Genomic DNA, 23,582 nt, shown 5'->3' with positions numbered 1-23,582 from the left:
CTGCCCTGAGCGGCGCCCGCCCTCCGTTCAAGCTCACATCGTGCGAAGCGCAGTGCTTCGCGGCCCACCGGAGGATAGAGCGATGAAAGCAACAGTTCGAAACACGATAGCGCTGGCCGTTGCCGCCACGATTTGTGCACCGCATGTGCTGGCAGGCGAACCTGCGAGCAAGGCGTCCAGACCGGAGTCGACCGGAGTGGTTTCCGGGATGGTGGTAGGGGCCGCAGCGGCTGGTCCATTTGGCGCGGTCCTGGGCGCTGCAACGGGTGCATGGCTCGGCGATCGCTTCAATCGCAGCCACGAGTCCGCGCAGCAATTGGCAGTCAAGTTGGCCGGCAATGAGACCCGACTGGATGCAAGCGAGGCCCGTGTGAGAGATCTCGGCCAGGCGATGCAAACAGCCGACCAATTGACGACGCAACTCGGATTCCGCACCGGTTCCTTCGAGCTGCGTGACGAGCAAGCGATGGCCATGCGCAGACTGGGGGCCCTGGTTGCCGTGCTCCCGGACGCAACTGTAGACATCGATGGCTTCGCCGATGCGCGCGGCGATGAGCATTACAACCTGGAGCTGTCACGGGCGCGAGCCCAGTCGGTTGCCGACGAACTCGCTCTGGCCGGCGTCGAGCGCGAGCGCATTCGCATCGCTGCCCACGGTGAGTCGGCCAGTGTGAGCCCGGAAGGCGATGCCGACGGCCTGGCTTTGGAGCGCCGGGTGCAAGTGACTCTGCATCTGCCGGCCGGCGATACCGCGTCGGCGCCGCGAGTGGCGATGCGGGTCGATTGAGCGATCGAGCGACGGTCCGGCGCGGCCAGGCGTCCGGGCCGTCGCTACTAACGGGCGGCTGCGAGGACTTCGCCGAGCACGGCGAAAATCTGCGCTATTTGCTCGTCGCTGATTATGAGTGGCGGCGACAGGGCGATGATATCTGCGGTCTGTCGCACCAACAGGCCGCGGCGAAAACACTCGCGGTAAATCGAGAACGCGCGACTGCCCGGCTGACCGGCGATCGGTGCGAGCTCGATCCCTGCCACCAGGCCGTAGTTTCGGATATCGATGACATGGGGCAGGTCGCGTAGCGCATGCACCGAGCGTTCCCAGCTGGCAGACAGATCGCGCGCCCGGCGAAACAAATTGTCCCGCTCGTAGATATCGAGGCTGGCATGGGCAGCAGCGCAAGCCAGCGGATGCGCCGAATACGTGTAGCCATGGAACAATTCGATCGCGGACTCCGGGCCCTGCATGAAGGCATCGTGGATCGACTGACGCGCGATGACCGCGCCCATGGGTACGACGCCGTTGGTCAGGCCTTTCGCCATGGTGATGATATCGGGCGTCACGCCGAACTCCTCGGCGGCGAATGGCGCACCGGTGCGGCCAAAACCCGTAATGACTTCATCGAATATGAGCAGGATGCCGTGGCGATCGCAAATCTCGCGCAAGCGGGCCAGGTAACCGACGGGCGGCAGGAGTACGCCGGTCGAGCCGGCAATCGGCTCGACGATCACGGCCGCGACCGTAGACGCATCGTGCAGGCTGACGATACGCTCGAGCTCCTCTGCCAATTCCGCACCGTGCTTTGGCAGCCCGCGCGAGAACGCATTGCGTTTTGGATCGTGCGTGTGCGGCAGATGATCGACGCCCGGGATGAGGCTGTTCGACCACATCCGGCGATTGGGTGAAATGCCACCGACGGATATCCCGCCAAAACCAACGCCGTGATAGCCGCGCTCGCGTCCGATGAGGCGCGTGCGTCCAGCATCGCCCCGTACCCGGTGGTAGGCAAGTGCGATCTTGAGTGCCGTATCGACTGCTTCGGAACCCGAGTTGACGAAAAACACGCGGTTGAGGTCCCCGGGCGCGAGACCAGCGAGTCGTGTCGCGAGACTAAACGCCGCCTCGTGACCGACCTGGAAGGCCGGCGCATAATCGAGGGTTTCGAGCTGCGCTGCAATCGCAGCGCGGATTTCGGGGCGCGCATGGCCGGCGTTGACGCACCACAAACCGGCGACAGCATCCAGAATTTTCCTGCCGTCGGTGGTGTAATAGTGCATGCCTTCGGCGCGGGCGACGAGTCGCGGATCCTTTTTGAATTGACGATTCGCCGTGAACGGCATCCAGTAGTTGTCGAGTTGATGGGTTTGCATTGCTTCGCGAGCCGATGTTTTGAGATTGTCAGCGCCGTAATGATACGCTGATCCGCAAGGAGTAAAGCACGATGACCCCACCAAAACCGCAACAGGCCGCCATCGACTGGCGCGCGCGCGCCGCAGAAGTCAAATTCGAAGGGCGGGCTTTCATCGATGGGCAGTACCGCCACGCGAGCGCTGGCGCGGTCTTCGATTGCATTGATCCCGCGAGTGGCAGGAATCTCACCCAGGTCGCTGCCTGCGATCAACCGGATGTCGACCTGGCAGTCGCAAGCGCACGTCGCGCGTTTGCGAGCGGCGCCTGGTCAGACCTGCCCCCGGCCAAGCGCAAGCGCATCCTGCGCGGCTTTGCCGAGCTGCTGCTGGCGAATCGCGAAGAACTGGCATTGCTCGAGACGCTCGACGTCGGCAAGCCGATCAGGGACAGTCTGGCCGTCGATATCCCGGCATCGGCCAACGCCATTGGCTGGTATGCCGAGGCAATCGACAAGATCTACGACGAAATCGCGCCCACCGGCCCCGGCGCACTGGCAACGATCACGCGCGAACCGATGGGCGTCGTCGGTGCGATCGTGCCATGGAATTTTCCGCTGCTCATGGCTGCCTGGAAAATTGGCCCGGCGCTTGCTGCGGGCAACTCGCTGGTGCTGAAGCCGTCGGAAAAGTCACCGCTGACGGCAATTCGCGTCGCCGCGCTCGCCGTCGAGGCGGGCATTCCGCCCGGAGTATTCAATGTCGTGCCCGGTTTCGGTGCGACCGCCGGCAAGGCGCTGGCACTTCATATGGATGTCGATGCCATTGCGTTCACGGGTTCGACGGCGACCGGCCGGCAGGTCATGCAATATGCCGGGCAGTCGAATCTCAAACGCGTCTCGCTGGAATGCGGCGGCAAGTCGCCCAATATCGTGATGGCCGACTATGACGATCTCGAAAAAGCCGCGACTGCGGCGGCTTTCGCCATTTTCTTCAACCAGGGTGAGATGTGTTCGGCAGGCTCGCGCCTGCTGGTCGAGGAATCGATTCGCGAGCCGATGCTCGATGCCATCCGCAAGGTCGGCGCCAAATTGCAACCGGGTGACCCGCTGGACGAACGCACCCGTCTTGGCGCGATCGTCGACGATATGCAGATGCGACGGGTGCTCGAATACATCGACGCCGGCCGCAAGGACGGCGCGACCGTGGCTTTCGGCGGTAATCGCACGCGCGCGGAGAGCGGCGGCTATTTTGTCGAGCCGACGGTCTTCGACCGGGTGATGCCCGACATGAAGATCGCGCGCGAGGAAATTTTCGGACCCGTGTTGTCGACCATCAGTTTCCGCTCGGTGGACGAGGCGGTCAGTATCGCGAACGATGTCATCTACGGCCTGGCCGCTGCCGTCTGGACCCGCGATGTCACGAGGGCGCATCGTGTGGCGCGCGCGCTGCGCGCCGGTACGGTCTATGTCAATTGCTACGATGCCGACGACATCACCGTACCGTTCGGCGGTTTCAAGCAATCGGGTATCGGGCGTGACAAGTCATTGCACGCGTTCGACAAGTACACGGAACTCAAGACCACCTGGATCGACCTGTCATGAAACGGGCCGTGATCTCATTGTCCGAGCCGGTTGCGGAGGAGGAAACGCGACCGGCGCCGGAGCGCTTGCTGGCGGGGCAGCCCCTGCAGTCGGTCGCCAACTACTACAGCGATGCGAGCCAGCAGTTCCACGTCGGCCGATGGCGAAGTACGGCGGGCAAGTGGCGGGTCAGCTATACCGAGCATGAGTTCTGCCACCTCCTTGGCGGGCGGGTGCGTTTGTACGATGCGGCGGGCAAGGTGCAGGAGTTCGGCGCCGGCGAGAGCTTCGTGGTCCCGGCGGGATTCAACGGCATTTTCGAGGTGCTCGAACCTTGCGAAAAACTCTATGCGATTTTCGATGAGTCCACCCAAAGCCGGTGATGCATCGACACAACATCGGGCACTGGCGGGTCCCGCCAGCGATGGCCCTATGGTTGCCAAAAGGCTCTGCTGCTAGACTTCGGGCATCGGCCCTGAGCCCCGGCGAATTCCGGTCGCAGGCCGTGTCGTTCTGACCACAGGAGTGTGTGATGCGCAAATTTTCGCTTGGATTCCTGCTATCGGCGGCGCTGGTTGCCACGGCTGCTCACGCGGAGTTCTCCGTGACTCCGACACTGACAAATGACTACGATTTTCGTGGCGTGAGTCAGTCTGCCAAGGATTTCGCGCCGCAGTTGAGTCTCGATTACGCCCACGATTCGGGTTTCTACGCATATGCCTGGGGCAGCAAGATCGATTTTGGCCCCGATTCAAACAGCGACGTCGAGCTCGACCTGGCCATCGGCTATGGCCAGGAACTGGCCAATGGTATTTCCTGGGACTCGGGGCTTGTCTGGTACACCTATCCTGGCGAGAGCGACTTCAATTACCCGGAGGCCTGGGTCGGACTGTCGCGAGGCTGGTTCAGCGCGAAACTCTGGTATTCCTGGGACTACGTCGCGGCCGACCAGAGCGCGTGGTACCTCGAAGCCAATGGCGAATTCCCGTTGCCGCAGGACTGGAGCCTGCAGGTGCATGCCGGCGTCAGCACCGGGCCGTTCTGGGATGACGCCAATGGCGGCGAGTACGAAGACTGGTCTGTCGGCGTCGCCCGCAGTTTTGGCAAGTTCGATTTCAGCATCAAGTGGGTCGATTCCATCGACCTGCCACCGTCCGGTGAGGACCTTTTCTCGACCGACGGTCGCGTGATTGTCGCTGTGTCGACCACGCTGCCCTGGGGTAAAGACGAATAACCTCGCGGTCGGACATCAGCAGCGCTGCCGTCGAACAGGCGGCATCGCTCGCTGATGCGGACATTGTTTTCGTCGATGTCGAAACGACGGGCGGCAACGCCGCATTTCATCGAATAACCGAGATCGCACTCGTCGGCGCGCGCGGCGGACACTTGCAGTGGCGCTGGAGTTCGCTCGTCAATCCGGGCCGGGCGATCCCGCCGGGCATCCAGGCGCTGACTGGAATCACCAACGAGATGGTCGCTGCGGCACCACCGTTCGCTGACATCGCGACCGAGGTTCTGCAGCGCCTCGGCGACAGGCAGTTCATTGCACACAACGCGCGATTCGACTACAGCTTCATCCGGCAGGAGTTTGCGCGCGTCGGAATACGATTTGTCCGAAGGCCGCTGTGCACGGTACGGCTTGCCCGCAACCTCTATCCCGGTCTCGGTCGCTACAATCTCGATACGTTGATCGAGCGACTCGATCTGCATTGCGAAAAACGCCATCGGGCGATGCCCGATGCCGATGCACTGCTGCAGCTTTGGCGCCGAATGGGCAGGGATTTCGCGCCTTCACGTATCGCCCTGGCCGTCGATGCGGTCCTGGCGCGCCCGGCGCTGCCGCCCCAGCTGGCTGCCGATACCATCGATGACCTGCCCGACGTGCCCGGCGTTTATCGCTTCTATGCGGGCGATGGTGCGTTACTTTATGTCGGCAAGGCGCGCCGTCTGCGCGATCGCGTTGGCGCGCACTTCCAGAAGCTGCCACGAGCCGGCAAAGCGCTGCGACTGGCCCAACAGACTGCTCATATTGAATACGAACGCTGCGCAGGTGAAGTCGGTGCGTTGTTGCGCGAGTTGCGCTGGGTCCGCGAGGCCGCGCCCGTGTACAACCGGCGTTTGCGCGCGAACCCACTGCGCTGCAGCTGGCTGTTCGCTGGCGCGAGCGATGCCCCGCGCCTGGTCGCGCTTGCCGACCTCAAGTTGCAGTCCGGCGAAGATGCCTTTGGCTGCTATCAGAATGAACGCGCCGCACGGCGCGCCCTCGAGTCATTGGCGCGGCAACAACGCGTCTGTCTGAAGGTGCTCGGACTGGAGCGAGGCATGGGAGGCTGCTTCGCTTTGCAAGTCGATCAATGTGATGGCGCTTGCATTGGCCGTGCCGCTACGGCACCACATCTGCTGCGGGCAAAATTGGCCATGGCCTCGCAGCGCCTGCAGAGGTGGCCGTACCCGGGCCCGATGCTATTGTGCGAGCGCAGCCACGAACGCTCGGATTTTCATCTGCTGGACGACTGGCGTCACTTGCAGAGCTTCGCTGTCGATTCCACCGACCATGCACAGAGCGACTTGCAGGCGATGCTCGAGCCCTGGCTCGAGCATCGCGACCTGCCGCCGTTCGATCCGGATCAGTACAGGATCCTGCGTCGCGCCGTCAAAACGGCCGAGATGATCGATCCGGGCGCGCTGCGGGGGTCGTTCCGCAGCTAGCCGCCCTCGGCCGTGGCTTTCGCGCGCATGGCCGCCTGGTCCGATTTCATCTGCTTGACGTCGATCCTGCGAATTTCCTTGATCGGACAACGTTGACCACGCACACGCACACTGTCGAACTTGGTAATGCTGCTTCCCGTCGAAGTCACGCCAATGCGTTCGGCAAAATTCAGCTCGTTGCAGCTGTCCCATACCGTTAGCAGATGCGCATCATTGACACCCGTCCAGAGCACGACCTGGTAAGGTCCGGCAAGCTCCCAGTGATCGACACGAAACGCTGTAAACTGATCGACAGGCGTGCCGAGGTAGGGCTGATAGCGTTCGTAGGTCGTCCCGCTCTTGACGCGGGCGATTCCGCTCGCGCAGCCAGCACCGAGCACGGCGGCAGCCAGAATCACCAATGTAGGTTTCATAAGAATGCCTCCTGATATCGAGACTGTCGCGAGCGCCGGAAGTTCCGTCGCCGCAGCGCCTGCAGGCGCTATATTCGATCTTCAGGTCAGCTGCCCGCGTGGTTTCGGTGATCTGCTGGCGGAGGAGCTTCGAGCGCTCGGCGCCGAGCCCACCCGGATACGTAGTGGCCGCAACGAGTGCAGGGGCGATCTCGGTCTCGCCTATGCGATCTACCTTCACTCCCGATTGGCGAGCCGGGTATTCGTGACGCTCGCGCGCTTCGAAAGCCGCGACCAGCATGGCTACTACCGCGGCGCGCGTTCCGTCCACTGGCGCCAGCATCTTGTCGACGGCGCGACCATCGCCTGTGATTACAGTGGTATCCACGCAGGCATCGATAACACACAATTCGGCGCGCTCAGGTTGAAGGATGCCATTTGCGATTCGATGCGCGAGGCGACCGGCAGGCGACCGGATGTGGCACCGCATTCACCGGACCTGCGCCTGCATGCACACGCAAGCACCGACGAGGTGACGCTTGCGATCGATCTGGGTGGCGCTTTGCATCGCCGCGGCTATCGCAGCGCGGGCGGGCCGGCGCCACTGCGGGAGAATCTCGCGGCCGGTATCCTGATGCGTGCGGGCTGGCAGCAGCGCATGCAACAGGGTGCGACCCTGCTCGATCCCATGTGCGGCTCGGGTACGCTGGTTATCGAGGCGGCACTGATGGCATTGGCGATCGCGCCGGGCACATTGCGAGGTGAACCTGCGTGTCGCGGCTGGCGTTTGCACCAGCCAGCGCTTTGGCAGCAACTTCGCATCAAAGCGGATGCCATGCGGCGGCCTGCCGGTGCGTTGATTGTCGGCCGCGATCGCGACGCCCTGGCCATTGCGATGGCCAGGGGCAATGCCGCTCGCGCGGGCGTTGCCGATTCGATCGATTTCGGCACGGCGGATCTGTCGCAACTGCGCCGCGACCGGGACTGGTCCGCCGCCGGGCTCATGGTCACCAATCCCCCTTACGGTGTACGCCTGGATGACAAGCAGGCAGCGCGCGAGACTTTCCGGCAACTCGGTGAAGTGCTCCGCGGGCATTTCCAGGGTTGGTCGGCCGCGGTCGTTGCGGGTGGCGCCGGAGCCGGGCTCGAACTCGGTCTGCGCGCACGCCGCCGTCACCGCTTCTGGAACGGCACGATCGAATGCGAACTATTGCGTCTCGAAGTCGATGCGGGTTCGCAGCGCGACATGCGGCCGAAGCCGGGTGGATTGCGTATCGACATGGATCTGGCGGATTCGCCTGGCGCCATCATGCTTGCCAACCGGATCACGAAAAATCTCAAACGCCTGCGCGCCTGGGCGCAACGTGAGGATGTCACCTGCTATCGCATCTATGACGCCGATATGCCCGAGTACGCGTTCGCCATCGATCGCTATCTCGATGAAAAGAACCAGTCCTGGTTCTATGTGCAGGAATACGCTGCACCTGCAAGCATTGCGCCGGATGCGGTACGCCGTCGGCGCAATGAGGCACTGGCAGGGCTGGCACGTGCCTGCAAGGTCGAACCTGCGCAACTGGTGTTGCGCACGCGACGGCGCACTCGTCGCGGCGAACAATACCAGCGCGAGGAAAATGCCGCAGTCGAGTTGACCGTACGCGAAGGCGGCCTCAATTTTCTGGTGCGCCTCGGCGAATACCTGGACACGGGGCTCTTCCTCGACCATCGCGCGACGCGCGCCCGAATCCGAAATGCCGCCAAGGATGTCGATTTCCTGAATCTATTCGCCTATACCGGCAGTGCGACCGTATACGCGGCAAGTGGCGGAGCCCGCAGCACGACGACCGTTGACATGTCGCAGACTTACCTGGACTGGGCGCAGCGCAACATGCAGTTGAATGGCTACCAGGGACCGCGGCATCGTTTCATTCGTGCCGATTGCCGCGACTGGTTGCGACAGGCGAGTCGTATATCCGACCGATACGGACTCGTTTTCCTGGATCCGCCGACGTTCTCCAACAGCAAGCGCATGACAGGGAGCCTGGACGTGCTGCGCGACCATGCGGCGCTCGTTGCAATGGCCATGGGGTTGTTGACGGAGGATGGCACCTTGATCTTCTCGGTCAATGCGCAACGCTTTGCATTGGCGAGCGAACTTCGCGAGCGATTCGAGGTGCAGGACGTGAGCCGCTCGAGCGTGCCTGCCGATTTCGAGCGAAATCTGCGCATTCATCAATGCTTCATAATGCGGCGCCGGCCGGCGACGCACTGATATACTGCGCGGGACCGGAGTGGAGAGGCAGCCGTGCAGACACTGATCATCGGACTGTTGATATTCCTTGTCGCTCACAGTGTGTCGATATTCGCGCCGGGCTGGCGCGAGCGCACTGCGGCGCGGGTCGGCGAGCCGGCCTGGAAGATCCTTTACTCGCTCGTATCGTTGTTGGGTTTCGTATTGATTGTGCGCGGCTATGCCAGCGCGCGTGCAACAGCGCCGGTCATCTACCTGCCACCGACCGGATTGCGCCACGCGGCCGCATTGCTGCTGCTCCCTGTTTTTCCACTGCTGGTCGCGACGTACTTGCGCGGCCGCATCGCGCAGGCGACCCGCCACCCAACTCTCGTGGCCGTAAAGCTCTGGGCGGTGGCGCATCTGCTCGCCAACGGCTCAGCGGCCGATCTTGTCCTGTTCGGCAGTTTCCTGACGTGGGCGGTGGTGGATCGCATTGCCATGAAATCGCGCCCGCAGTCGCCGCGTCCGCTGCCCGCTGCCGCCACTCGCAACGACGTGCTCGCAATCCTGATAGGCGTCGCAATCTATCTGCTGTTCGTGCTGTATCTGCATCAGCGTTGGATCGGCGTTGCGCCGCTTGGCTGATTTCGCGCCCGCGCGCCGGTCGCGACGCTCAGAGCATGTCGCGTAGCCGGTAGTACAGCATCGCCAATACCAGTGCCGGCCGGCGCAGCAGCATGCCACCCGGAAAGTCCTTGTGCGCAATCCGCGCCAGCACGTCGAAGCGCTCGGCAGTGCCCGCAATGGTCTCCGCGACCAGCTTGCCTCCCATGCCGGTCAATACGATGCCGTGACCGGAGAATCCCTGCATGAAGAGCACATTGGGTGCGAGACGGCCGAAATGCGGCGCACGATTTAGTGAGATGTCGACGTAGCCGCCCCAGGCATAGTCGATTTTGAGATCCTGCAGCTGCGGGAACACGTTCAGCATACGTCGTCGCGTGGCTTCGCGGGTACCGAGCGGGTCGAGCCCCGAGTAGCTCACGCGACCCCCGAACAATAGCCGGTGATCGGCACTGCGCCGGAAATAGTCGAGCACCCAGTTGATGTCCGTGACCGCCGCATTATTGCGAATAAGTGCCGTGGCGCGCTCCTGCGGCAGAGGTTCGGTGGCGACGATATAGGTGCCGACATTCATGATCTTGCGTTTCAGCTGCGGTGCGAGGTCGCCAAGGTAGGCATTGCCGCAGAACACCAGGAAACGGCACCGTACCGAGCCTTTGGCTGTCGTTACCGTCACCGTGGTGCCGCCGCGCCAGTCAAGCGCGCGGCTGCCTTCGTGTATCGTGGCGCCGGCGCGCTCCGCTGCGCCCGCGAGTCCTAGCGTGTATTTGAGCGGGTGAAGATGACCGCTGTTGCGGTCAAGGAGCCCCGCGAGATAACGATTGCTCGCGATAACCTCGCGCACGGCATTTCGGTCCAGGAATTCGAGATTCGGGTAGTCGTAATCCCGGGCGAGACTGTCGCGCCACTGCCGCAGTTCGTCGATCTGGCGCGGCTTGACGGCCACATGCATCTGGCCCGCAACCCAGTCGCAGTCCATTCCATGGCGTTCGATCGACTCGCGCAACAACTGCAGGCCCTCGACCGTCAGGTCGAACACCTTGCGCGCGTCGTCTTTGCCGAGGAGCTGCTCGATCTTCTGCTCTCCGCAGGAGACTCCGAAGATGGCCTGGGCGCCAGAGCGGCCCGATGCACCCCAGCCGATGCGATGCGCCTCGAGCAAGACGACCTTGTAGCCCTTCGCGGCAAGGTGCAACGCCGTGGAGCAGCCCGCGATGCCGCCACCAATAACGCAGACATCGCAATCGACATCGCCGGCGAGTGCGGGACGCAGCGCGGGCACTGTGGCGGTCGCGGCGTACCAGGACGCGACATGATCGAGGCCGGCCGAATTCACTATAGCGGCCCCATGTAGCGCGCGCACTCGAGCGGCGTAATGTGCGACTCGAACTCGGCGAGCTCGTGGCGTTTCACGGTGAGGTAATGTTCGACGAACGGCTTGCCCAAGTAGTCGCGCGCCATGCGGCTCGCAGCAAAGCGCTCGAGCGCCGTGGCCCAGTGCGTCGGCAAGGGTTGGGCTGATTCGCGGTAGGCGTTCCCGGTCAGGGCCGGCGGCGGATCACGCCTGGCCGCAAGACCCGCATGGATTCCGGCCAGCACCCAGGCCGTGACCAGATAGACGTTGGCGTCAGCGCCAGCGAGGCGATGTTCGATACGCAGGTTGGCTGCATCGCTTGCAGGCACCCGCACCGCGGTGCCGCGATTGTTGATCGACCAATTGGCCGCGAGCGGCACATAGGCTTCGTTGCGAAAGCGACGAAACGAGTTGGGACCCGGGGCGCAGATTGCGACTCCGTCGGCAAGGGAATCGAGGCAACCCGCAATCGCATGGCGCAATGCTTCGCTTTCCGCGACCGTAGCCGCAGCGAAGATATTCTCGCCGCCGGCGTCCTTGAGGCTGACGTGCACATGAAGGCCACTGCCCGCCATGTCACGATAGGGTTTGGCCATGAACGTCGCTTCGCAACCATGTGCGCGCGCAACGCTCTTGACGATGCGCCGAAACCGAACCGCGCGGTCACAGGCAGCGAGCGCGTCCGCTTCATGGCGCAGGTTCACCTCATATTGTCCGGGTCCGTATTCGGCAAGCGCCGACGTCGATGGCACCTGTTGGGCGCGGCACGCCGCATCAATGTCAAGCAGCAGCCTCGAGTACTCGTTGAGATCTGCCATCGAGTTGATCTGCGTGCGATATTCGCGCCGACCAGTCAGCGGGCCGCGCGGTGGCTGCGGCAGGCCGTCGTCACCTCGTTCACGATCGAGCAGGTAGAACTCGTATTCGATCGCTACGACAGGCGTGAGGTTCAGCCGCTGGAACCGCTCGAGCACACGCGCCAATACATGACGGGGATCGGCGAAGAATGCGCGGCCATCGGGCTCGTGCATGGTCAGCTGGACTTGCGCGATCTCGCCCGAATGCCAGGGCACAGTGAACAGGCAGCCCGGTATCGGGCGGCAGGGGCGGTCGGCATCGCCGTCGTCAAAGCCATAGCCCGTGGCTTCAACCGTGCCGCCTTCGATATCGAGCGCGAACATCGATCCGGGCAGCGGCATGCCGCGGGCATAGATGGCCTCGATGCCGGCGCGATCGATGCGCTTGCCGCGCTCCACGCCATTCAAGTCATGGAGGAAGCAATCGAAGAACTGGACGTCGGGGTGCTGGGCAAGAAAGCGACCCAGCTCTGCGAGGGCGTTCGACATAATGGGCCTTGATGCGGAGCCGGGGCGGCGTGCCCCAGCGGCCCGCAAGGATAAGGTCCGGCGGGAATTCCAGCAAATTGCCGGCGAGACAGGCAGGTTTGCTGTATCGCTGCAAATAGCTGCATTTTACGCGCAATTAGCTGGTATTTTGCGAATTTTGACGACCATTAGCGGGCTGTGCCGGCCCGTCAAGGCACGCGGGTCGGGACTGTGATTAAATGGGCCATCGCGTCCGCCAGCAGTCGATGGCCTGATTCCATGTCGGTTGGGATCTTCCGCCCGCGGACCCAAAAAGAAGCTGCTTGCGCCATGAACCGTCGTAGACCCCTGATCGGCATACCGGCCGATCGTCGCCTGCTCGAACCACATCCGTTCCATTGTGTCGGCGAGAAGTACATCAGCGCCGTGGCAGATGCCGCGGGTGGCATGCCGCTGTTGATACCCGTGCTCGCAACGCCGCTGCCTCCGGCACAGGTGCTGCCGGGGCTCGATGGTTTGTTCCTGCCGGGCAGTCCGTCCAATGTCGAGCCGCAACACTACGGCGATGGGCCGAGCAAGCCGGGCACCTTGCACGATCCGCACCGGGACCGGACCAGCCTGCCCCTGATCAATGCGGCCATCGAAGCGGGTGTGCCGCTGCTCGCGGTGTGCCGGGGCCTGCAGGAAGTGAACGTCGCGCGGGGCGGCACGCTTTGGCAGCACGTCGAGGAGCAGCCGCAGTATCACGACCATCGGGAGGACAAGACTCAGCCACTCGAGGTGCAGTACGGGCCCGCGCACGACGTGCTGCTCGAGAGCGGCGGTCTGTTGCGTCGGCTGGCGGGCCGCGAACGTGTGACGGTCAATTCGCTCCATGCCCAGGGCGTGAAGCAGCTCGCCGGAGGACTTGCGGTGGAGGCGCGTGCGGACGATGGCCTGATCGAAGCCTTCAGCGTGATCGGTGCGCCTGCATTTGCTGTGGCAGTGCAGTGGCACCCGGAGTGGCAGGTGATGCAGAACGATTTTTCCAAGGCGTTGTTTGCGGCGTTCGGTGACGCAGCGCGCGAACGCGCCGAAACCAGGTGATTCATGACGAACGATATCAAGCAATTTTTCCGTGACCACGGCATCCAGGAAGTGGAGGGCATCGTGCCCGACATGGCCGGCATTGCGCGTGGCAAAGTCATGCCAGCGGAGAAATTTGCGGATGACCAGGGCATGCGTCTGCCGGAGAGTATTTTCCTGCAGACGGTTACCGGTGATTACCCGGAGAACTCCGATGCCGCGATGAGCCCGGCCGAGATGGATGTCATTTTGAAGCCCGATGGCCGGACCGTGCGACGTGTGCCCTGGGCGGCGGAGCCGACAGCCCAGGTCATACACGACTGCTTCTATGCCGATGGCCGGCGCGTCAAGATGGCTCCGCGCGAGGTCCTGCGCCACGTCATGGACCTGTATGCCGAGCAGGGATGGTCGCCAGTCGTGGCTCCGGAGCTCGAGTTCTACCTCGTCGAGCCCAATCTCGACGCGGACTACCCATTGAAGCCCCCCATCGGCCGTTCGGGGCGCGCCGAGTCGGGGCGCCAGAGCTATAGCATTGCAGCGGTCAATGAGTTCGATCCGTTGTTCGATGATGTCTACCAGTTCTGCGAAGACCAGGATATCGGCATCGATACGCTGATCCACGAAGACGGGCCCGCCCAGATGGAGATCAATCTCCTGCACGGCAATGCGCTCGACCTTGCCGACCAGGCATTCATGTTCAAGCGCACGGCCCGCGAGGCGGCGCTGCGGCACAAGATGTATGCCACTTTCATGGCCAAGCCGCATGCCAAGGAACCCGGCAGTGCGATGCATATCCACCAGAGCATCGTCGACTCCAAGACCGGGACGAACGTGTTTTCAAAGCCAGATGGCAGCCCGTCGCAATTGTTTTTCTCGCATATCGCGGGTCTGCAGAAGTACCTGCCAGCGGCGATGGCGCTGCTCGCGCCGAGCGTCAATTCCTACCGGCGCATCACGAGGTTCCAGGTTGCGCCGATCAACGTGCAATGGGGCTATGACAATCGCACCGCAGGTTTGCGCGTGCCGATGTCGGACCCCGAAGCGCGCCGGATCGAGAACCGTCTCTCGGGTGCCGACGCAAACCCGTATCTGGCGATCGCCGCATCGCTTGCCTGCGGCTATCTCGGCATGACCGAAGGGCTGATTCCATCCGACCCGATTGCCGGCAGCGCCCACGACCTGCCCTTTGCCCTGCCGCGGGCGCTCGATTCGGCCGTGCGGCGGTTACGCGAGTGCGAACCGCTGATCAAAGTCCTGGATCCGTCCTTTGTTTCCGCATTCACGATCGTCAAGGAGGCGGAGCACGAGGTCTTCCTGCAGGTGATCAGTTCCTGGGAGCGCGAGCACCTGTTGTTGAACGTCTGAGGAAGCGGTCTATGTCAGCCCAACCTGGTAGTACGAGTGACTGGCGGCAGCGCGATGCGGCGCATTACCTGCACCCGTTCACGGATCACCGGCAGCTCGCCGAAACGGGCGCACGCATCATCACTCGCGCCGATGGCGTCTATCTGCACGACTCCGACGGCAACAAGATCCTGGATGGCATGTCGGGGCTCTGGTGCGTGGCGCTCGGCTATGGCCGCCGGGAACTCGCCGACGCCGCTTACCGACAGTTGCTCGAGCTGCCGTACTACAACAGTTTCTTCCAATGTGCGCATCCGCCGGCCATCGCGCTCGCAGAGCGCCTTACATCGCTTGCGCCCGACAATTTCCAGCACGTTTTCTTCACCAGTTCCGGAAGCGAAGCGAACGATACGCTCATCCGGATGGTGCGGCGCTACTGGGAATTGCGCGGCGAGCCCCAGCGAAAAGTCATCATCAGCCGCTGGAATGCCTATCACGGCAGCACAATCGGCGGCGCATCCCTCGGCGGCATGAAGCCCATGCATGCCCAGGGCGACCTGCCGATCCCTGGTATCGTGCACATCGAGCAACCCTACTGGTTCGAAAATGGCCGCGGCCTGTCGCCGGCCGATTACGGTCTGCGCGCAGCGCAGGCACTCGAGGAGAAGATCCGCGAGATCGGGCCAGAACGCGTGGCTGCGTTCATCGGCGAACCGGTACAGGGCGCGGGCGGTGTGATCATCCCGCCAGACAGTTATTGGCCACAGATTCAACGCATCGTTGACAAGTACGGGATCCTGCTCGCGTCGGACGAAGTCATCTGCGGCTTCGGGCGGCTTGGCACCTGGTTCGGCTGCCAACACTATGGCACCCGGCCGGATTTCCTGACGATCGCCAAAGCCGTCACTTCGGGCTACATGCCGCTTGGCGGGTTGCTGGTGGGCGAGCGCGTTGCAAAAGTCATGATCGACGAGGGCGGCGAGTTCTACCACGGCTTTACCTATTCGGGCCATCCAGTCGCCTGTGCAGTGGCTTTGGCGAATCTCGACATCCTGCAGAAGGAAAACATCGTCTGCAGGGTCCGGGAGGAGCTCGCGCCTTACTGGCGAGCGAAGTTCATGACGCTGGCCGATCATCCGCTGGTCGGCGAAGCGCGCACCCTGGGACTGCTCGGCGCGTTGGAGCTGGTTCAGAATCGCGAGCCGCGGCGCTGGTTCGAGCCCCGCGGGCGCGTCGGGACCCGTTGCAGGGACCTGTGCGTGAAAAATGGCCTGGTCATGCGCGCCGTGCAGGACACCATGATTGCGGCGCCGCCGCTGGTCATCTCGCAGAGCCAGATCGACGAACTCGTCGAGCGGGCGCGCCGCACGCTTGATCAGCTCGCGAGCGAAATTTGACGCCGCGACCGCAACCGGCCTTCTCAGCGGCGGGATGGTGTTATATAAGTGACTGTAGACTGTGCATACACCGGGAGTTCGTGGCATGAGTGCATTTCATCGCATCCAGTTGAGCGGGCTGGCAATCGCAATCCTGCTGGGCGCCTGCGGCAAGACAGAACCGCCGGCGGAGCCTGCCACTGATACGGCAGCGGCGCCGGCCGTGCCGATGGACGACGAGAAGGTCGTCAATGTCTACAACTGGTCGGACTATATCGATGAGTCCGTAATCCAGGCCTTCGAGGCCGAATACGGCATCAAGGTCAACTACGACGTATTCGATTCGAACGAGGTGCTCGAAACGAAGCTCCTTGCCGGCAATACCGGCTATGACATCGTGGTGCCGTCGGCATCGTTCATGGAGCGGCAGATCAAGGCGGGTGTTTTCCAGACGCTCGACAGATCCTTGCTGCCGAACCTGAAAAACCTCGATCCGGAAATCACGCAGCGGGTCGCGCTTCACGATCCCGGCAACGAGCATTCCGTCAACTACCTGTGGGGTACGTCGGGTGTCGGCTACAACGAGGCCAAGATTCTCGAGCGCATGAAGGATGCGCCGGTTGACAGTTTCCGCATGTTCTATGATCCGGCCGTTGTGTCCAAGTTCAAGGACTGCGGCGTCGCCGTTCTCGATGCGCCGTCCGAGATCGTGGGTACGGTCCTCATCTATCTTGGCAAAGACGCCAACAGCGAAGCACCTGAGGACCTCAAGGCCGCCGAGGCGGTGCTTGCCAAGGTTCGTCCCTACATCCGCTACGTGCATTCTTCGAAATACATCGATGACCTCGCCAATGGCGAGATCTGCCTCGCGCTCGGCTGGTCGGGCGATGTGTTCCAGGCGCGCGACCGGGCGGAAGAGGCCGGCAATGGCGTGGTCATCAAGTACAACATTCCGGTCGAAGGTGCGGTTGCGTTCTTCGACATGCTGGCAATACCCAAGGATGCCAAGCACGTGAAGAACGCGCACTTGTTCATCAACTACCTGCTGCGGCCGGATGTTGCCGCCAAGAATTCCGATTTCGTCAGCTACGCGAACAGCAATGCCGCATCCTGGCCGCTGATCTCGAAAGACGTGCTGGACAATCCTGGCGTATTCCCAAAGCCTGAAACCAAGAGCAAACTGGTGCCGGACCTTGCGGAGTCGCCGGAATTCACGCGGCTGCTCACGCGAGCCTGGACCAAGTTCAAGACCGGCAGATAGCCGGCGAAAAACCAGGGCAGTCCGCGATTAGGAGGGGTAGCGGGTGTCGGAGAGTGCAGCTGAATTGGCCCGGGGACGAGGCGGCGCGCAGCGCCACGTCGACCGGGCCCGCGAATACGTTCGCATCGAAAATGTAACCAAGAAATTTGGCGAATTCGTCGCAGTCGACAATGTCTCGCTCAGCATCATGCAGGGCGAGATATTCTGCCTGCTGGGCGGATCGGGTTGCGGCAAGACGACCTTGCTGCGCATGCTTGCTGGCTTCGAGTCGCCAAGCAACGGGCGCATCTTCATCGATGGCCAGGACATGGCTGGTATCCCGCCCTACGAGCGGCCGGTGAACATGATGTTCCAGTCCTACGCGCTCTTCCCGCACATGACGGTGGCCAAGAATGTCGCTTTTGGCCTCGAGCAGGAGAAGCTGGCGCGCAGCGAAATCGAGCGCCGGGTGAGCGAAATGCTCGATATCGTCAAGCTCGGCGAGTTCGCGGCACGCAAGCCGCACCAGCTCTCCGGCGGCCAACGGCAGCGCGTTGCGCTCGCGCGTGCCCTCATCAAGAAGCCGAAGCTGCTGCTGCTCGACGAGCCACTAGGCGCTCTCGACAAGAAGCTGCGCGAGCACACGCAATTCGAGCTGATCAATCTGCAGGAGCAGCTTGGCGTAACATTCATCGTCGTGACGCACGACCAGCAAGAGGCGATGACGCTGGCGTCACGCATAGGCGTCATGGACCGTGGTGAGATCGTGCAGGTAGGCACACCGACAGAGATCTACGAATATCCGAGCAGCCGTTTCGTCGCGGACTTCATTGGCTCGGTCAACATGTTCGACGGCCAGCTGATCGAGGACGAGCCCGATCATGTGCGGATACGCTGCGGCGAGCTCGAATCGACGATCTTCGTCGACCATGGCATCAGTGCTGCGCCGGGCGCCACGGTCTGGGCGGCAATCCGTCCCGAGAAAATCGACATTTCGCGAAAATCGCCGGCCAACAAGGCGGAGAACACCGTCCAGGGAGTCGTACAGGAAGTGGCCTATATGGGCGATATGTCGGTCTATCTCGTTCGCATCGCGTCGGGTCGGTTGTTGCGGGTGACATTGCCCAACACCGAGCGCCACACCGATGAACGCATCAGCTGGGACGAGACGGTGCACCTCAGCTGGCATCCATCCAGCCCGGTGGTGCTGACGGCCTGAGCGCCGGGATATGACGATGCGGACGGCAGGCAAATTGACAGGCGGCGTAACATCGGCGCGCGTCAGCCCGCTGATCCTCCTGTTCCGCCGCTACGGTCCGCCTCGCTGGTCGCAGTACATTCTCAAACACTGGTCGGGCAAGCGCCTGGTCATAGCCGCTCCCTACCTGTGGCTGCTGTTGTTCTTCGCGATTCCTTTCCTGATCGTGCTCAAGATTTCCTTCTCAGAGGTGCGCCTCGCCATACCACCCTATGCGCCGCTATGGGAGTGGATCAGCGAAACCAAGATGTCGCTGCTTCTGAATTTCGCCAATTACAAGTTTCTCTTCACCGACGAACTGTACGCATCAACTTATCTTTATTCGGTCAAGGTCGCAGCGATTTCGACGATTTTCTGCCTTCTCGTGGGCTATCCAATGTCGTATGCGATTGCGCGCTCGACTCCGACGATGCGCAATTTCTACCTGATGCTCATCATCCTGCCATTCTGGACTTCGTTCCTGCTGCGGGTTTATGCCTGGGTTGGATTACTCAAGACCGACGGCGTAATCAACAACTATCTGCTCGCGCCGCTTGGAATCGAGCCCCTGACGATGCTCTATACGGATTTTGCCGTGTACATCGGCATCGTTTATTCGTACTTGCCGTTCATGATCCTGCCTTTGTACTCGAATCTGGAGAAGCACGATCTGACGCTGCTCGAGGCGGCCGAGGACCTCGGCGCGAGCCCGACCACGGCTTTTCTTCGCGTGACATTGCCATTGTCGATGCCGGGAATAATCGCCGGTTCGCTACTGGTGTTCATCCCAGCGGTCGGCGAGTACGTCATTCCGTCGCTGCTCGGTCGCAGCGACCAACTGATGATAGGCCGGGTGTTGTCGGACGAGTTCTTCGCAAACCGAGACTGGCCGGTGGCGAGCGGCGTGGCGATACTCATGTTGCTGTTGTTGCTGGTGCCCATCATGCTGTTTCAGCGATTCCAGAACAGGGAAATGGCGGGAGCGCGCAAGTGATGGCACGCGGCCTGCTGCGAAAGAGCGCATTGTTCGCAGGACTTGCGTTCCTGTATATCCCGATCCTGTCGATGATATTCTTTTCGTTCAATAATTCGCGGCTGGTCACGGTATGGGACGCCGCAAACTCGCCGACCCTGAAGTGGTACTCGGCGCTGTTCCAGAACGACGCCATCCTGGGTGCCGCCTGGCTGTCGATCAAGATCGCGGCCATGACGGCCAGTGGTGCCGTCGTCCTCGGTACCTTGGCAGGACTGGTGTTGGCTCGTTTTGGACCATTTCGCGGCCGCGCATTTCTCTCCGGAATGACGACGGCGCCCCTGGTCATGCCCGAAGTCATCACGGGCCTTTCCATGCTGCTGCTGTTCGTGGCCATGGAGCAGATCATTGGCTGGCCTGCAGGGCGGGGCGTGCTGACGATCACCATAGCGCACATCACGTTCGCGATGGCCTACGTGACCGTCATTGTGCAGTCGCGGCTCGCGGGCTTTGACGATTCGCTGGAGGAAGCCGCGCTTGACCTCGGTGCGCGCCCGGCCACGGTGTTCGTGCGCGTGACCCTGCCGCTCATCATGCCGGCAATCGCATCGGGCTGGCTGCTTGCCTTCACGCTATCCTGGGATGATGTCGTCATCTCGCAGTTCGTTGCCGGGCCCGGTTCGTCGACTCTCCCGATGGTTATTTTCTCCAAGGTGCGCCTCGGAGTGAGTCCGGACATCAATGCGCTCGCGACGATCATGGTGCTGATCGTTGCCACTGGTGTGGTGGCCGCGACCTTTTACATGCGCGCGCAGGAGCGGCGCCTGAAACGGGAGATCGAGGCTGCCCGTCAGTAAACTGCCCGATGTCGCAACCACGATCTTCAGCGTCGTCTCGCGCCGCGCCGCGGACCTCGGCGCGCTGAACGTTGGCCAGGGATTTCCGGACTACGCGATCGATCCGCGACTTGCGGAGCTTGCGCATGCCGCGATGGTGGCCGGGCACAACCAATATGCACCGACCGATGGTATTTCGAGGCTGCGCCGGCTGATCACGGCCCGCCTGAACAGTCGCTACGACTGCAGCATCGACGCGGATAGCGACGTAACCATCACCTGTGGGGCCACCGAAGCACTGTACTGTGCTATCCAGGCGGTGGTAGGTCCGCGCGACGAAGTGATCGTATTCGATCCGGCATACGATTCCTATGATCCGGCGGTGCGGCTGGCGGGCGGCCGCGCAATCCACTTACCGCTCGAGCCACCGCATTTTCGAATCGACTGGCAGCGTGTGCGCGAGGCCATCACGCCCCGTACGCGCCTTGTCATCCTCAACAGCCCCCACAATCCGTCATGCACCATGATCGACAGGGCGGACATGCTCGAGCTCGCCAGTCTGTTGCAACGGCATGATTTGCTGCTGTTGTCCGACGAAGTCTACGAGCCGGTCGTATTCGACGCCCGGCAACATTGCTCGGCGCTCGGCATACGCGAAGTGCGAGAGCGTGCCTTTGTCGTTTTTTCCTTCGGCAAAAGCCTGCATGCGACCGGTTGGCGCACGGGCTATTGCGTTGCGCCATCCGCCCTGATGAAGGAATTTCGCAAAGTTCATCAATTCAATACATTCAGCATCGCGGCGCCGATCCAGGAGGCGATCGCGGACTTTCTCGAGGAGAGACCGGACTACATCGATCAGCTCGCCGGTTTCTTTCAACGCAAGCGCGACATTCTGCTTGCAGGCCTCGGCGGTTGTGGCCTCGCAATCGAGCCGGCCGCAGGGACGTATTTCCAGTTGCTGGACTTTTCGCCCTTTGGAGAGGGCGATGATCTCCTGTGGACCGAAAGGCTGCTGATCGAGGCCAAAGTGGCGCTGATTCCACTGTCCGCATTCTATGCCGATGGTCGTCGCACCGCCTTGCTGCGTATCTGCTGCGCCAAGCGCGACGAAACCCTGCATCTTGCGGCCGATCGCATACGATCATTCCTTGCGGGCGCGGCTCGTCGTGGATCAGGAGTCTAGGGTCATGCGGTTGACTCTGGTGCAACAGGAATTGCGCTGGGAGGACCGCGCGGCCAACCTGCAGCTTTTCTCGACGTTGCTCGAACCCCTGGCTGGGTCGACCGACCTCGTCATCCTGCCGGAGACGTTTGCGACGGCGTACTCGATGGCGACGGAGCAGCTGGCGGAAGACCGCGGGGGCGAATCTCTGCGTTGGATGCAGGGCATGGCACAACGCCTCAACGCGGCAGTGACCGGCAGCTTGATGGTGCGCGACGGTGGTCATGTCTACAACCGGCTCTACTTCGTTGTCCCGGACGCGCCGCCGCGGCACTATGACAAGCGCCATCTGTTTCGCATGGCGGGCGAGCATCGCCATTACCGCAGTGGCTCGGGTCAATTGTTGCTGGAATGGCGCGGTTGGAAGATTGCGCCCATGGTCTGTTACGACCTGCGTTTCCCGGTATGGTGTCGGCGTACCGCGCAGTTCGACTATGACTTGCAGCTGTTCGTGGCCAACTGGCCGGCGCGACGTATCGGCGCCTGGAGCCGCCTGCTGGCCGCACGAGCCATAGAGAACCTTGCCTATTGCGCGGGCGTCAATCGCCTCGGTGTCGATGGCAATGGCATTGTTCACACGGGCTGCAGTGCCGCTTTCGACTATCTCGGCGAACCCCTGGTCGAACTGCAGGATCGTGCCACTGTCGAGACCGTCGAGTTGTCGCTCGAGCGCTTGCACGAGTTCCGGGAGAAGTTTCCAGTTCATCTCGACGCCGATGGCTTTAACATTACCCTATGAAGCGAGAAACACTCTTGAACCATCCGCCCCGCGCGGATGTGCCAGCGGACAATCGGTCGGTTGTTGCGCCGATTTACCAGAGCGTCAAGTTCGAATTGCCAACGGTCGAGGATACGCTTGGTGCACTGCGAGGTGAGCGTCCCGGGTTCTTTTATCAGCGTACTTCCAACCCGACACTGCGCAGCCTGGAGTTGTTGCTCGCCGAGATGCAGGGCAGGGAGGATTGTCTGGTCAGCGCCTCTGGTGTCAGTGCGGTTGCGCAGTGCCTGCTGGCGTTGACGCGTGCTGGCGATCATATTCTTTGCTTTGTCGAAACCTATGGACCGACCCGACAGATCATCCGGGGCCTGCTCGCGCGATTCGGCGTCACTCACACCATGGTGTCGATCGAGGACCATGCGGCGATCGAGCGGGTGCTTGCCTCGCAGCGGACGCGTCTCATGCTGTTCGAGAGTCCGACGAACCCGATCAACAAGATCGCCGACATCGAATTTCTTACGGCTACCGCGCGGCGATTCGATGCGCTTACCGTGATGGACAATACTTTCGCGGGAATACATCAACACGGCCAGTACGATGTCGATTTCTTCCTGCATAGCCTGACCAAGTACGCCTCCGGTGCTGGCGATGTCATGGGTGGAGCCACGATTGCCAACCGCGAACTCCTCGCGCCTCTGCGTCGCGACTATTCGCTGATCGGCGGCGTGCTCGATCCGCACGCCGCGTTTCTGATTCAGCGAGGCCTCGCGACCTACCTGCACCGCTATCGCGCGCAGAGCGCAAGCGCGCAGGCGGTCGCGGAATTTCTCGAGAGTCAGCCGCAGGTCGCGCGTGTGCATTACCCCGGCCTCGCGAGTCATCGCCGAAGCGAACTAGCGCGCAAGCAGATGCAGGAGTTTGGCGGCGTAGTAAGTTTCGATCTGGCGGCGGGCGCGGAGGCGGGGCGTCGATTCACCGAAGCACTGCAGTTGTTTGCCCTTACCGCGAGCCTGGGATCGACCGAATCCCTGGTGATGGCGCCGCAGCTGATGCGACCGCGCGAATTCAGCCCCGAGCAGCTTGCCGCCAGCGGTATCGCCGATGGCACGGTGCGCCTGTCCATCGGGCTCGAGAACATCGAGGATCTGCTCGCGGATATCCGCCAGGCACTCGCCGCGTGACCGTGATCGCGGTTCTGGGGCAGCGGCCTCGACGGCGCCGTGGCACCGG

21 protein-coding genes are annotated in these 23,582 nt (G+C 62.3%); 17 read left to right on the top strand and 4 right to left on the bottom strand.

The features are described 5' to 3' along the window. The first annotated feature begins 82 nt into the window (after positions 1–82). Positions 83–787: an OmpA family protein gene (locus R3E77_12325; GenBank protein ID MEZ5500200.1), complete on the top strand. Its 705-nt coding sequence runs from the start codon at positions 83–85 to the stop codon at positions 785–787. 47 nt (positions 788–834) lie between these two features. On the opposite strand, the gene R3E77_12320 is transcribed toward R3E77_12325, so the two are convergent. Further along, complete coding sequence (locus tag R3E77_12320; GenBank protein MEZ5500199.1) at positions 835–2,148, bottom strand: aspartate aminotransferase family protein; 1,314 nt, start codon at positions 2,146–2,148, stop codon at positions 835–837. A 71-nt stretch (positions 2,149–2,219) separates the two neighbouring features. Here R3E77_12320 and R3E77_12315 point away from each other — a divergent pair, with 71 nt between their 5' ends. The 4 genes from R3E77_12315 (at position 2,220) to R3E77_12300 (ending at position 6,416) form a co-directional block, all read left to right on the top strand. Further along, complete coding sequence (locus R3E77_12315; protein MEZ5500198.1) at positions 2,220–3,728, top strand: aldehyde dehydrogenase; 1,509 nt, start codon at positions 2,220–2,222, stop codon at positions 3,726–3,728. Next, entirely contained in the window at positions 3,725–4,090 is a 366-nt protein-coding gene (locus R3E77_12310; GenBank protein ID MEZ5500197.1) for a cupin domain-containing protein, read from the top strand. The genes R3E77_12315 and R3E77_12310 overlap by 4 nt, the downstream gene beginning before the upstream one ends. A gap of 149 nt (positions 4,091–4,239) precedes the next feature. After that, on the top strand, positions 4,240–4,941 hold the full coding sequence (locus R3E77_12305) for a TorF family putative porin (protein MEZ5500196.1): 702 nt from the start codon (positions 4,240–4,242) through the stop codon (positions 4,939–4,941). Further along, positions 4,938–6,416 carry an exonuclease domain-containing protein gene (locus R3E77_12300; GenBank protein ID MEZ5500195.1) on the top strand — a complete coding sequence of 493 codons (1,479 nt, stop codon included), beginning with the start codon at positions 4,938–4,940 and terminating at the stop codon, positions 6,414–6,416. Before R3E77_12305 ends, R3E77_12300 begins: the two co-directional genes overlap by 4 nt. Here the strand turns inward: R3E77_12300 and R3E77_12295 are convergent. Next, entirely contained in the window at positions 6,413–6,829 is a 417-nt protein-coding gene (locus R3E77_12295) for a DUF6491 family protein (GenBank protein ID MEZ5500194.1), read from the bottom strand. The genes R3E77_12300 and R3E77_12295 overlap by 4 nt on opposite strands. Before the next feature lie 4 nt (positions 6,830–6,833). Between R3E77_12295 and rlmKL the strand changes: the two genes are divergently transcribed. Both rlmKL and R3E77_12285 read left to right on the top strand, forming a co-directional pair. Continuing rightward, complete coding sequence (gene rlmKL, locus R3E77_12290) at positions 6,834–9,077, top strand: bifunctional 23S rRNA (guanine(2069)-N(7))-methyltransferase RlmK/23S rRNA (guanine(2445)-N(2))-methyltransferase RlmL (protein MEZ5500193.1); 2,244 nt, start codon at positions 6,834–6,836, stop codon at positions 9,075–9,077. Between the two features lie 33 nt (positions 9,078–9,110). Continuing rightward, on the top strand, positions 9,111–9,683 hold the full coding sequence (locus R3E77_12285) for an NnrU family protein (GenBank protein ID MEZ5500192.1): 573 nt from the start codon (positions 9,111–9,113) through the stop codon (positions 9,681–9,683). Positions 9,684–9,711: 28 nt separating this feature from the next. On the opposite strand, the gene R3E77_12280 is transcribed toward R3E77_12285, so the two are convergent. Next, the gene (locus R3E77_12280) at positions 9,712–10,998 is read right to left on the bottom strand and encodes an FAD-binding oxidoreductase (protein ID MEZ5500191.1); all 1,287 of its coding nucleotides are present in this window, start codon (positions 10,996–10,998) and stop codon (positions 9,712–9,714) included. Beyond that, positions 10,998–12,362 carry a glutamine synthetase family protein gene (locus R3E77_12275; GenBank protein ID MEZ5500190.1) on the bottom strand — a complete coding sequence of 455 codons (1,365 nt, stop codon included), beginning with the start codon at positions 12,360–12,362 and terminating at the stop codon, positions 10,998–11,000. Before R3E77_12275 ends, R3E77_12280 begins: the two co-directional genes overlap by 1 nt. A 309-nt stretch (positions 12,363–12,671) precedes the next feature. On the opposite strand from R3E77_12275, the gene R3E77_12270 reads away from it, so the two are divergent. From R3E77_12270 to R3E77_12225, 10 genes are all read left to right on the top strand, one after another. After that, positions 12,672–13,427 (top strand): gamma-glutamyl-gamma-aminobutyrate hydrolase family protein, encoded by a 756-nt coding sequence (locus R3E77_12270; GenBank protein ID MEZ5500189.1) that lies wholly within the window; start codon positions 12,672–12,674, stop codon positions 13,425–13,427. Between the two features lie 3 nt (positions 13,428–13,430). Next, positions 13,431–14,771, top strand: coding sequence for a glutamine synthetase family protein (locus tag R3E77_12265; protein MEZ5500188.1), 1,341 nt, complete (start codon positions 13,431–13,433; stop codon positions 14,769–14,771). A gap of 11 nt (positions 14,772–14,782) precedes the next feature. Continuing rightward, positions 14,783–16,147, top strand: coding sequence for an aspartate aminotransferase family protein (locus R3E77_12260; GenBank protein MEZ5500187.1), 1,365 nt, complete (start codon positions 14,783–14,785; stop codon positions 16,145–16,147). 85 nt (positions 16,148–16,232) lie between these two features. After that, positions 16,233–17,387, top strand: coding sequence for a polyamine ABC transporter substrate-binding protein (locus tag R3E77_12255; protein MEZ5500186.1), 1,155 nt, complete (start codon positions 16,233–16,235; stop codon positions 17,385–17,387). 43 nt (positions 17,388–17,430) lie between these two features. Beyond that, positions 17,431–18,585 (top strand): polyamine ABC transporter ATP-binding protein, encoded by a 1,155-nt coding sequence (gene potA, locus R3E77_12250; GenBank protein MEZ5500185.1) that lies wholly within the window; start codon positions 17,431–17,433, stop codon positions 18,583–18,585. A gap of 10 nt (positions 18,586–18,595) precedes the next feature. Next, complete coding sequence (locus R3E77_12245) at positions 18,596–19,597, top strand: ABC transporter permease subunit (GenBank protein ID MEZ5500184.1); 1,002 nt, start codon at positions 18,596–18,598, stop codon at positions 19,595–19,597. Beyond that, positions 19,597–20,433, top strand: a complete 837-nt coding sequence (locus R3E77_12240; GenBank protein MEZ5500183.1) for an ABC transporter permease subunit — start codon at positions 19,597–19,599, stop codon at positions 20,431–20,433. Before R3E77_12245 ends, R3E77_12240 begins: the two co-directional genes overlap by 1 nt. Continuing rightward, the gene (locus tag R3E77_12235) at positions 20,420–21,595 is read left to right on the top strand and encodes a methionine aminotransferase (protein ID MEZ5500182.1); all 1,176 of its coding nucleotides are present in this window, start codon (positions 20,420–20,422) and stop codon (positions 21,593–21,595) included. Before R3E77_12240 ends, R3E77_12235 begins: the two co-directional genes overlap by 14 nt. Before the next feature lie 4 nt (positions 21,596–21,599). Then, positions 21,600–22,373, top strand: a complete 774-nt coding sequence (locus R3E77_12230; GenBank protein MEZ5500181.1) for an amidohydrolase — start codon at positions 21,600–21,602, stop codon at positions 22,371–22,373. Then, positions 22,370–23,533, top strand: a complete 1,164-nt coding sequence (locus tag R3E77_12225) for a PLP-dependent aspartate aminotransferase family protein (protein MEZ5500180.1) — start codon at positions 22,370–22,372, stop codon at positions 23,531–23,533. Before R3E77_12230 ends, R3E77_12225 begins: the two co-directional genes overlap by 4 nt. Positions 23,534–23,582 lie beyond the last annotated feature (49 nt).

It is taken from the genome of Steroidobacteraceae bacterium (assembly GCA_041395505.1).
GTDB lineage: Bacteria > Pseudomonadota > Gammaproteobacteria > Steroidobacterales > Steroidobacteraceae > JAWLAG01.
Note: the sequence above shows the minus strand (reverse complement) of the source record. Positions and strands in the feature narration are given on the sequence as shown.

Coding starts and splice junctions, on each gene's coding strand:
- R3E77_12245 (MEZ5500184.1), top strand. CDS start 18,596: ATGACGATGCGGACGGCAGGCAAATTGACAGGCGGCGTAACATCGGCG.
- rlmKL (MEZ5500193.1), top strand. CDS start 6,834: ATGCCTCCTGATATCGAGACTGTCGCGAGCGCCGGAAGTTCCGTCGCC.
- R3E77_12295 (MEZ5500194.1), bottom strand. CDS start 6,829: ATGAAACCTACATTGGTGATTCTGGCTGCCGCCGTGCTCGGTGCTGGC.
- R3E77_12325 (MEZ5500200.1), top strand. CDS start 83: ATGAAAGCAACAGTTCGAAACACGATAGCGCTGGCCGTTGCCGCCACG.
- R3E77_12270 (MEZ5500189.1), top strand. CDS start 12,672: ATGAACCGTCGTAGACCCCTGATCGGCATACCGGCCGATCGTCGCCTG.
- R3E77_12265 (MEZ5500188.1), top strand. CDS start 13,431: ATGACGAACGATATCAAGCAATTTTTCCGTGACCACGGCATCCAGGAA.
- R3E77_12255 (MEZ5500186.1), top strand. CDS start 16,233: ATGAGTGCATTTCATCGCATCCAGTTGAGCGGGCTGGCAATCGCAATC.
- R3E77_12320 (MEZ5500199.1), bottom strand. CDS start 2,148: ATGCAAACCCATCAACTCGACAACTACTGGATGCCGTTCACGGCGAAT.
- R3E77_12225 (MEZ5500180.1), top strand. CDS start 22,370: ATGAAGCGAGAAACACTCTTGAACCATCCGCCCCGCGCGGATGTGCCA.
- R3E77_12230 (MEZ5500181.1), top strand. CDS start 21,600: ATGCGGTTGACTCTGGTGCAACAGGAATTGCGCTGGGAGGACCGCGCG.
- R3E77_12305 (MEZ5500196.1), top strand. CDS start 4,240: ATGCGCAAATTTTCGCTTGGATTCCTGCTATCGGCGGCGCTGGTTGCC.
- R3E77_12315 (MEZ5500198.1), top strand. CDS start 2,220: ATGACCCCACCAAAACCGCAACAGGCCGCCATCGACTGGCGCGCGCGC.
- R3E77_12275 (MEZ5500190.1), bottom strand. CDS start 12,362: ATGTCGAACGCCCTCGCAGAGCTGGGTCGCTTTCTTGCCCAGCACCCC.
- R3E77_12260 (MEZ5500187.1), top strand. CDS start 14,783: ATGTCAGCCCAACCTGGTAGTACGAGTGACTGGCGGCAGCGCGATGCG.
- R3E77_12240 (MEZ5500183.1), top strand. CDS start 19,597: ATGGCACGCGGCCTGCTGCGAAAGAGCGCATTGTTCGCAGGACTTGCG.
- R3E77_12310 (MEZ5500197.1), top strand. CDS start 3,725: ATGAAACGGGCCGTGATCTCATTGTCCGAGCCGGTTGCGGAGGAGGAA.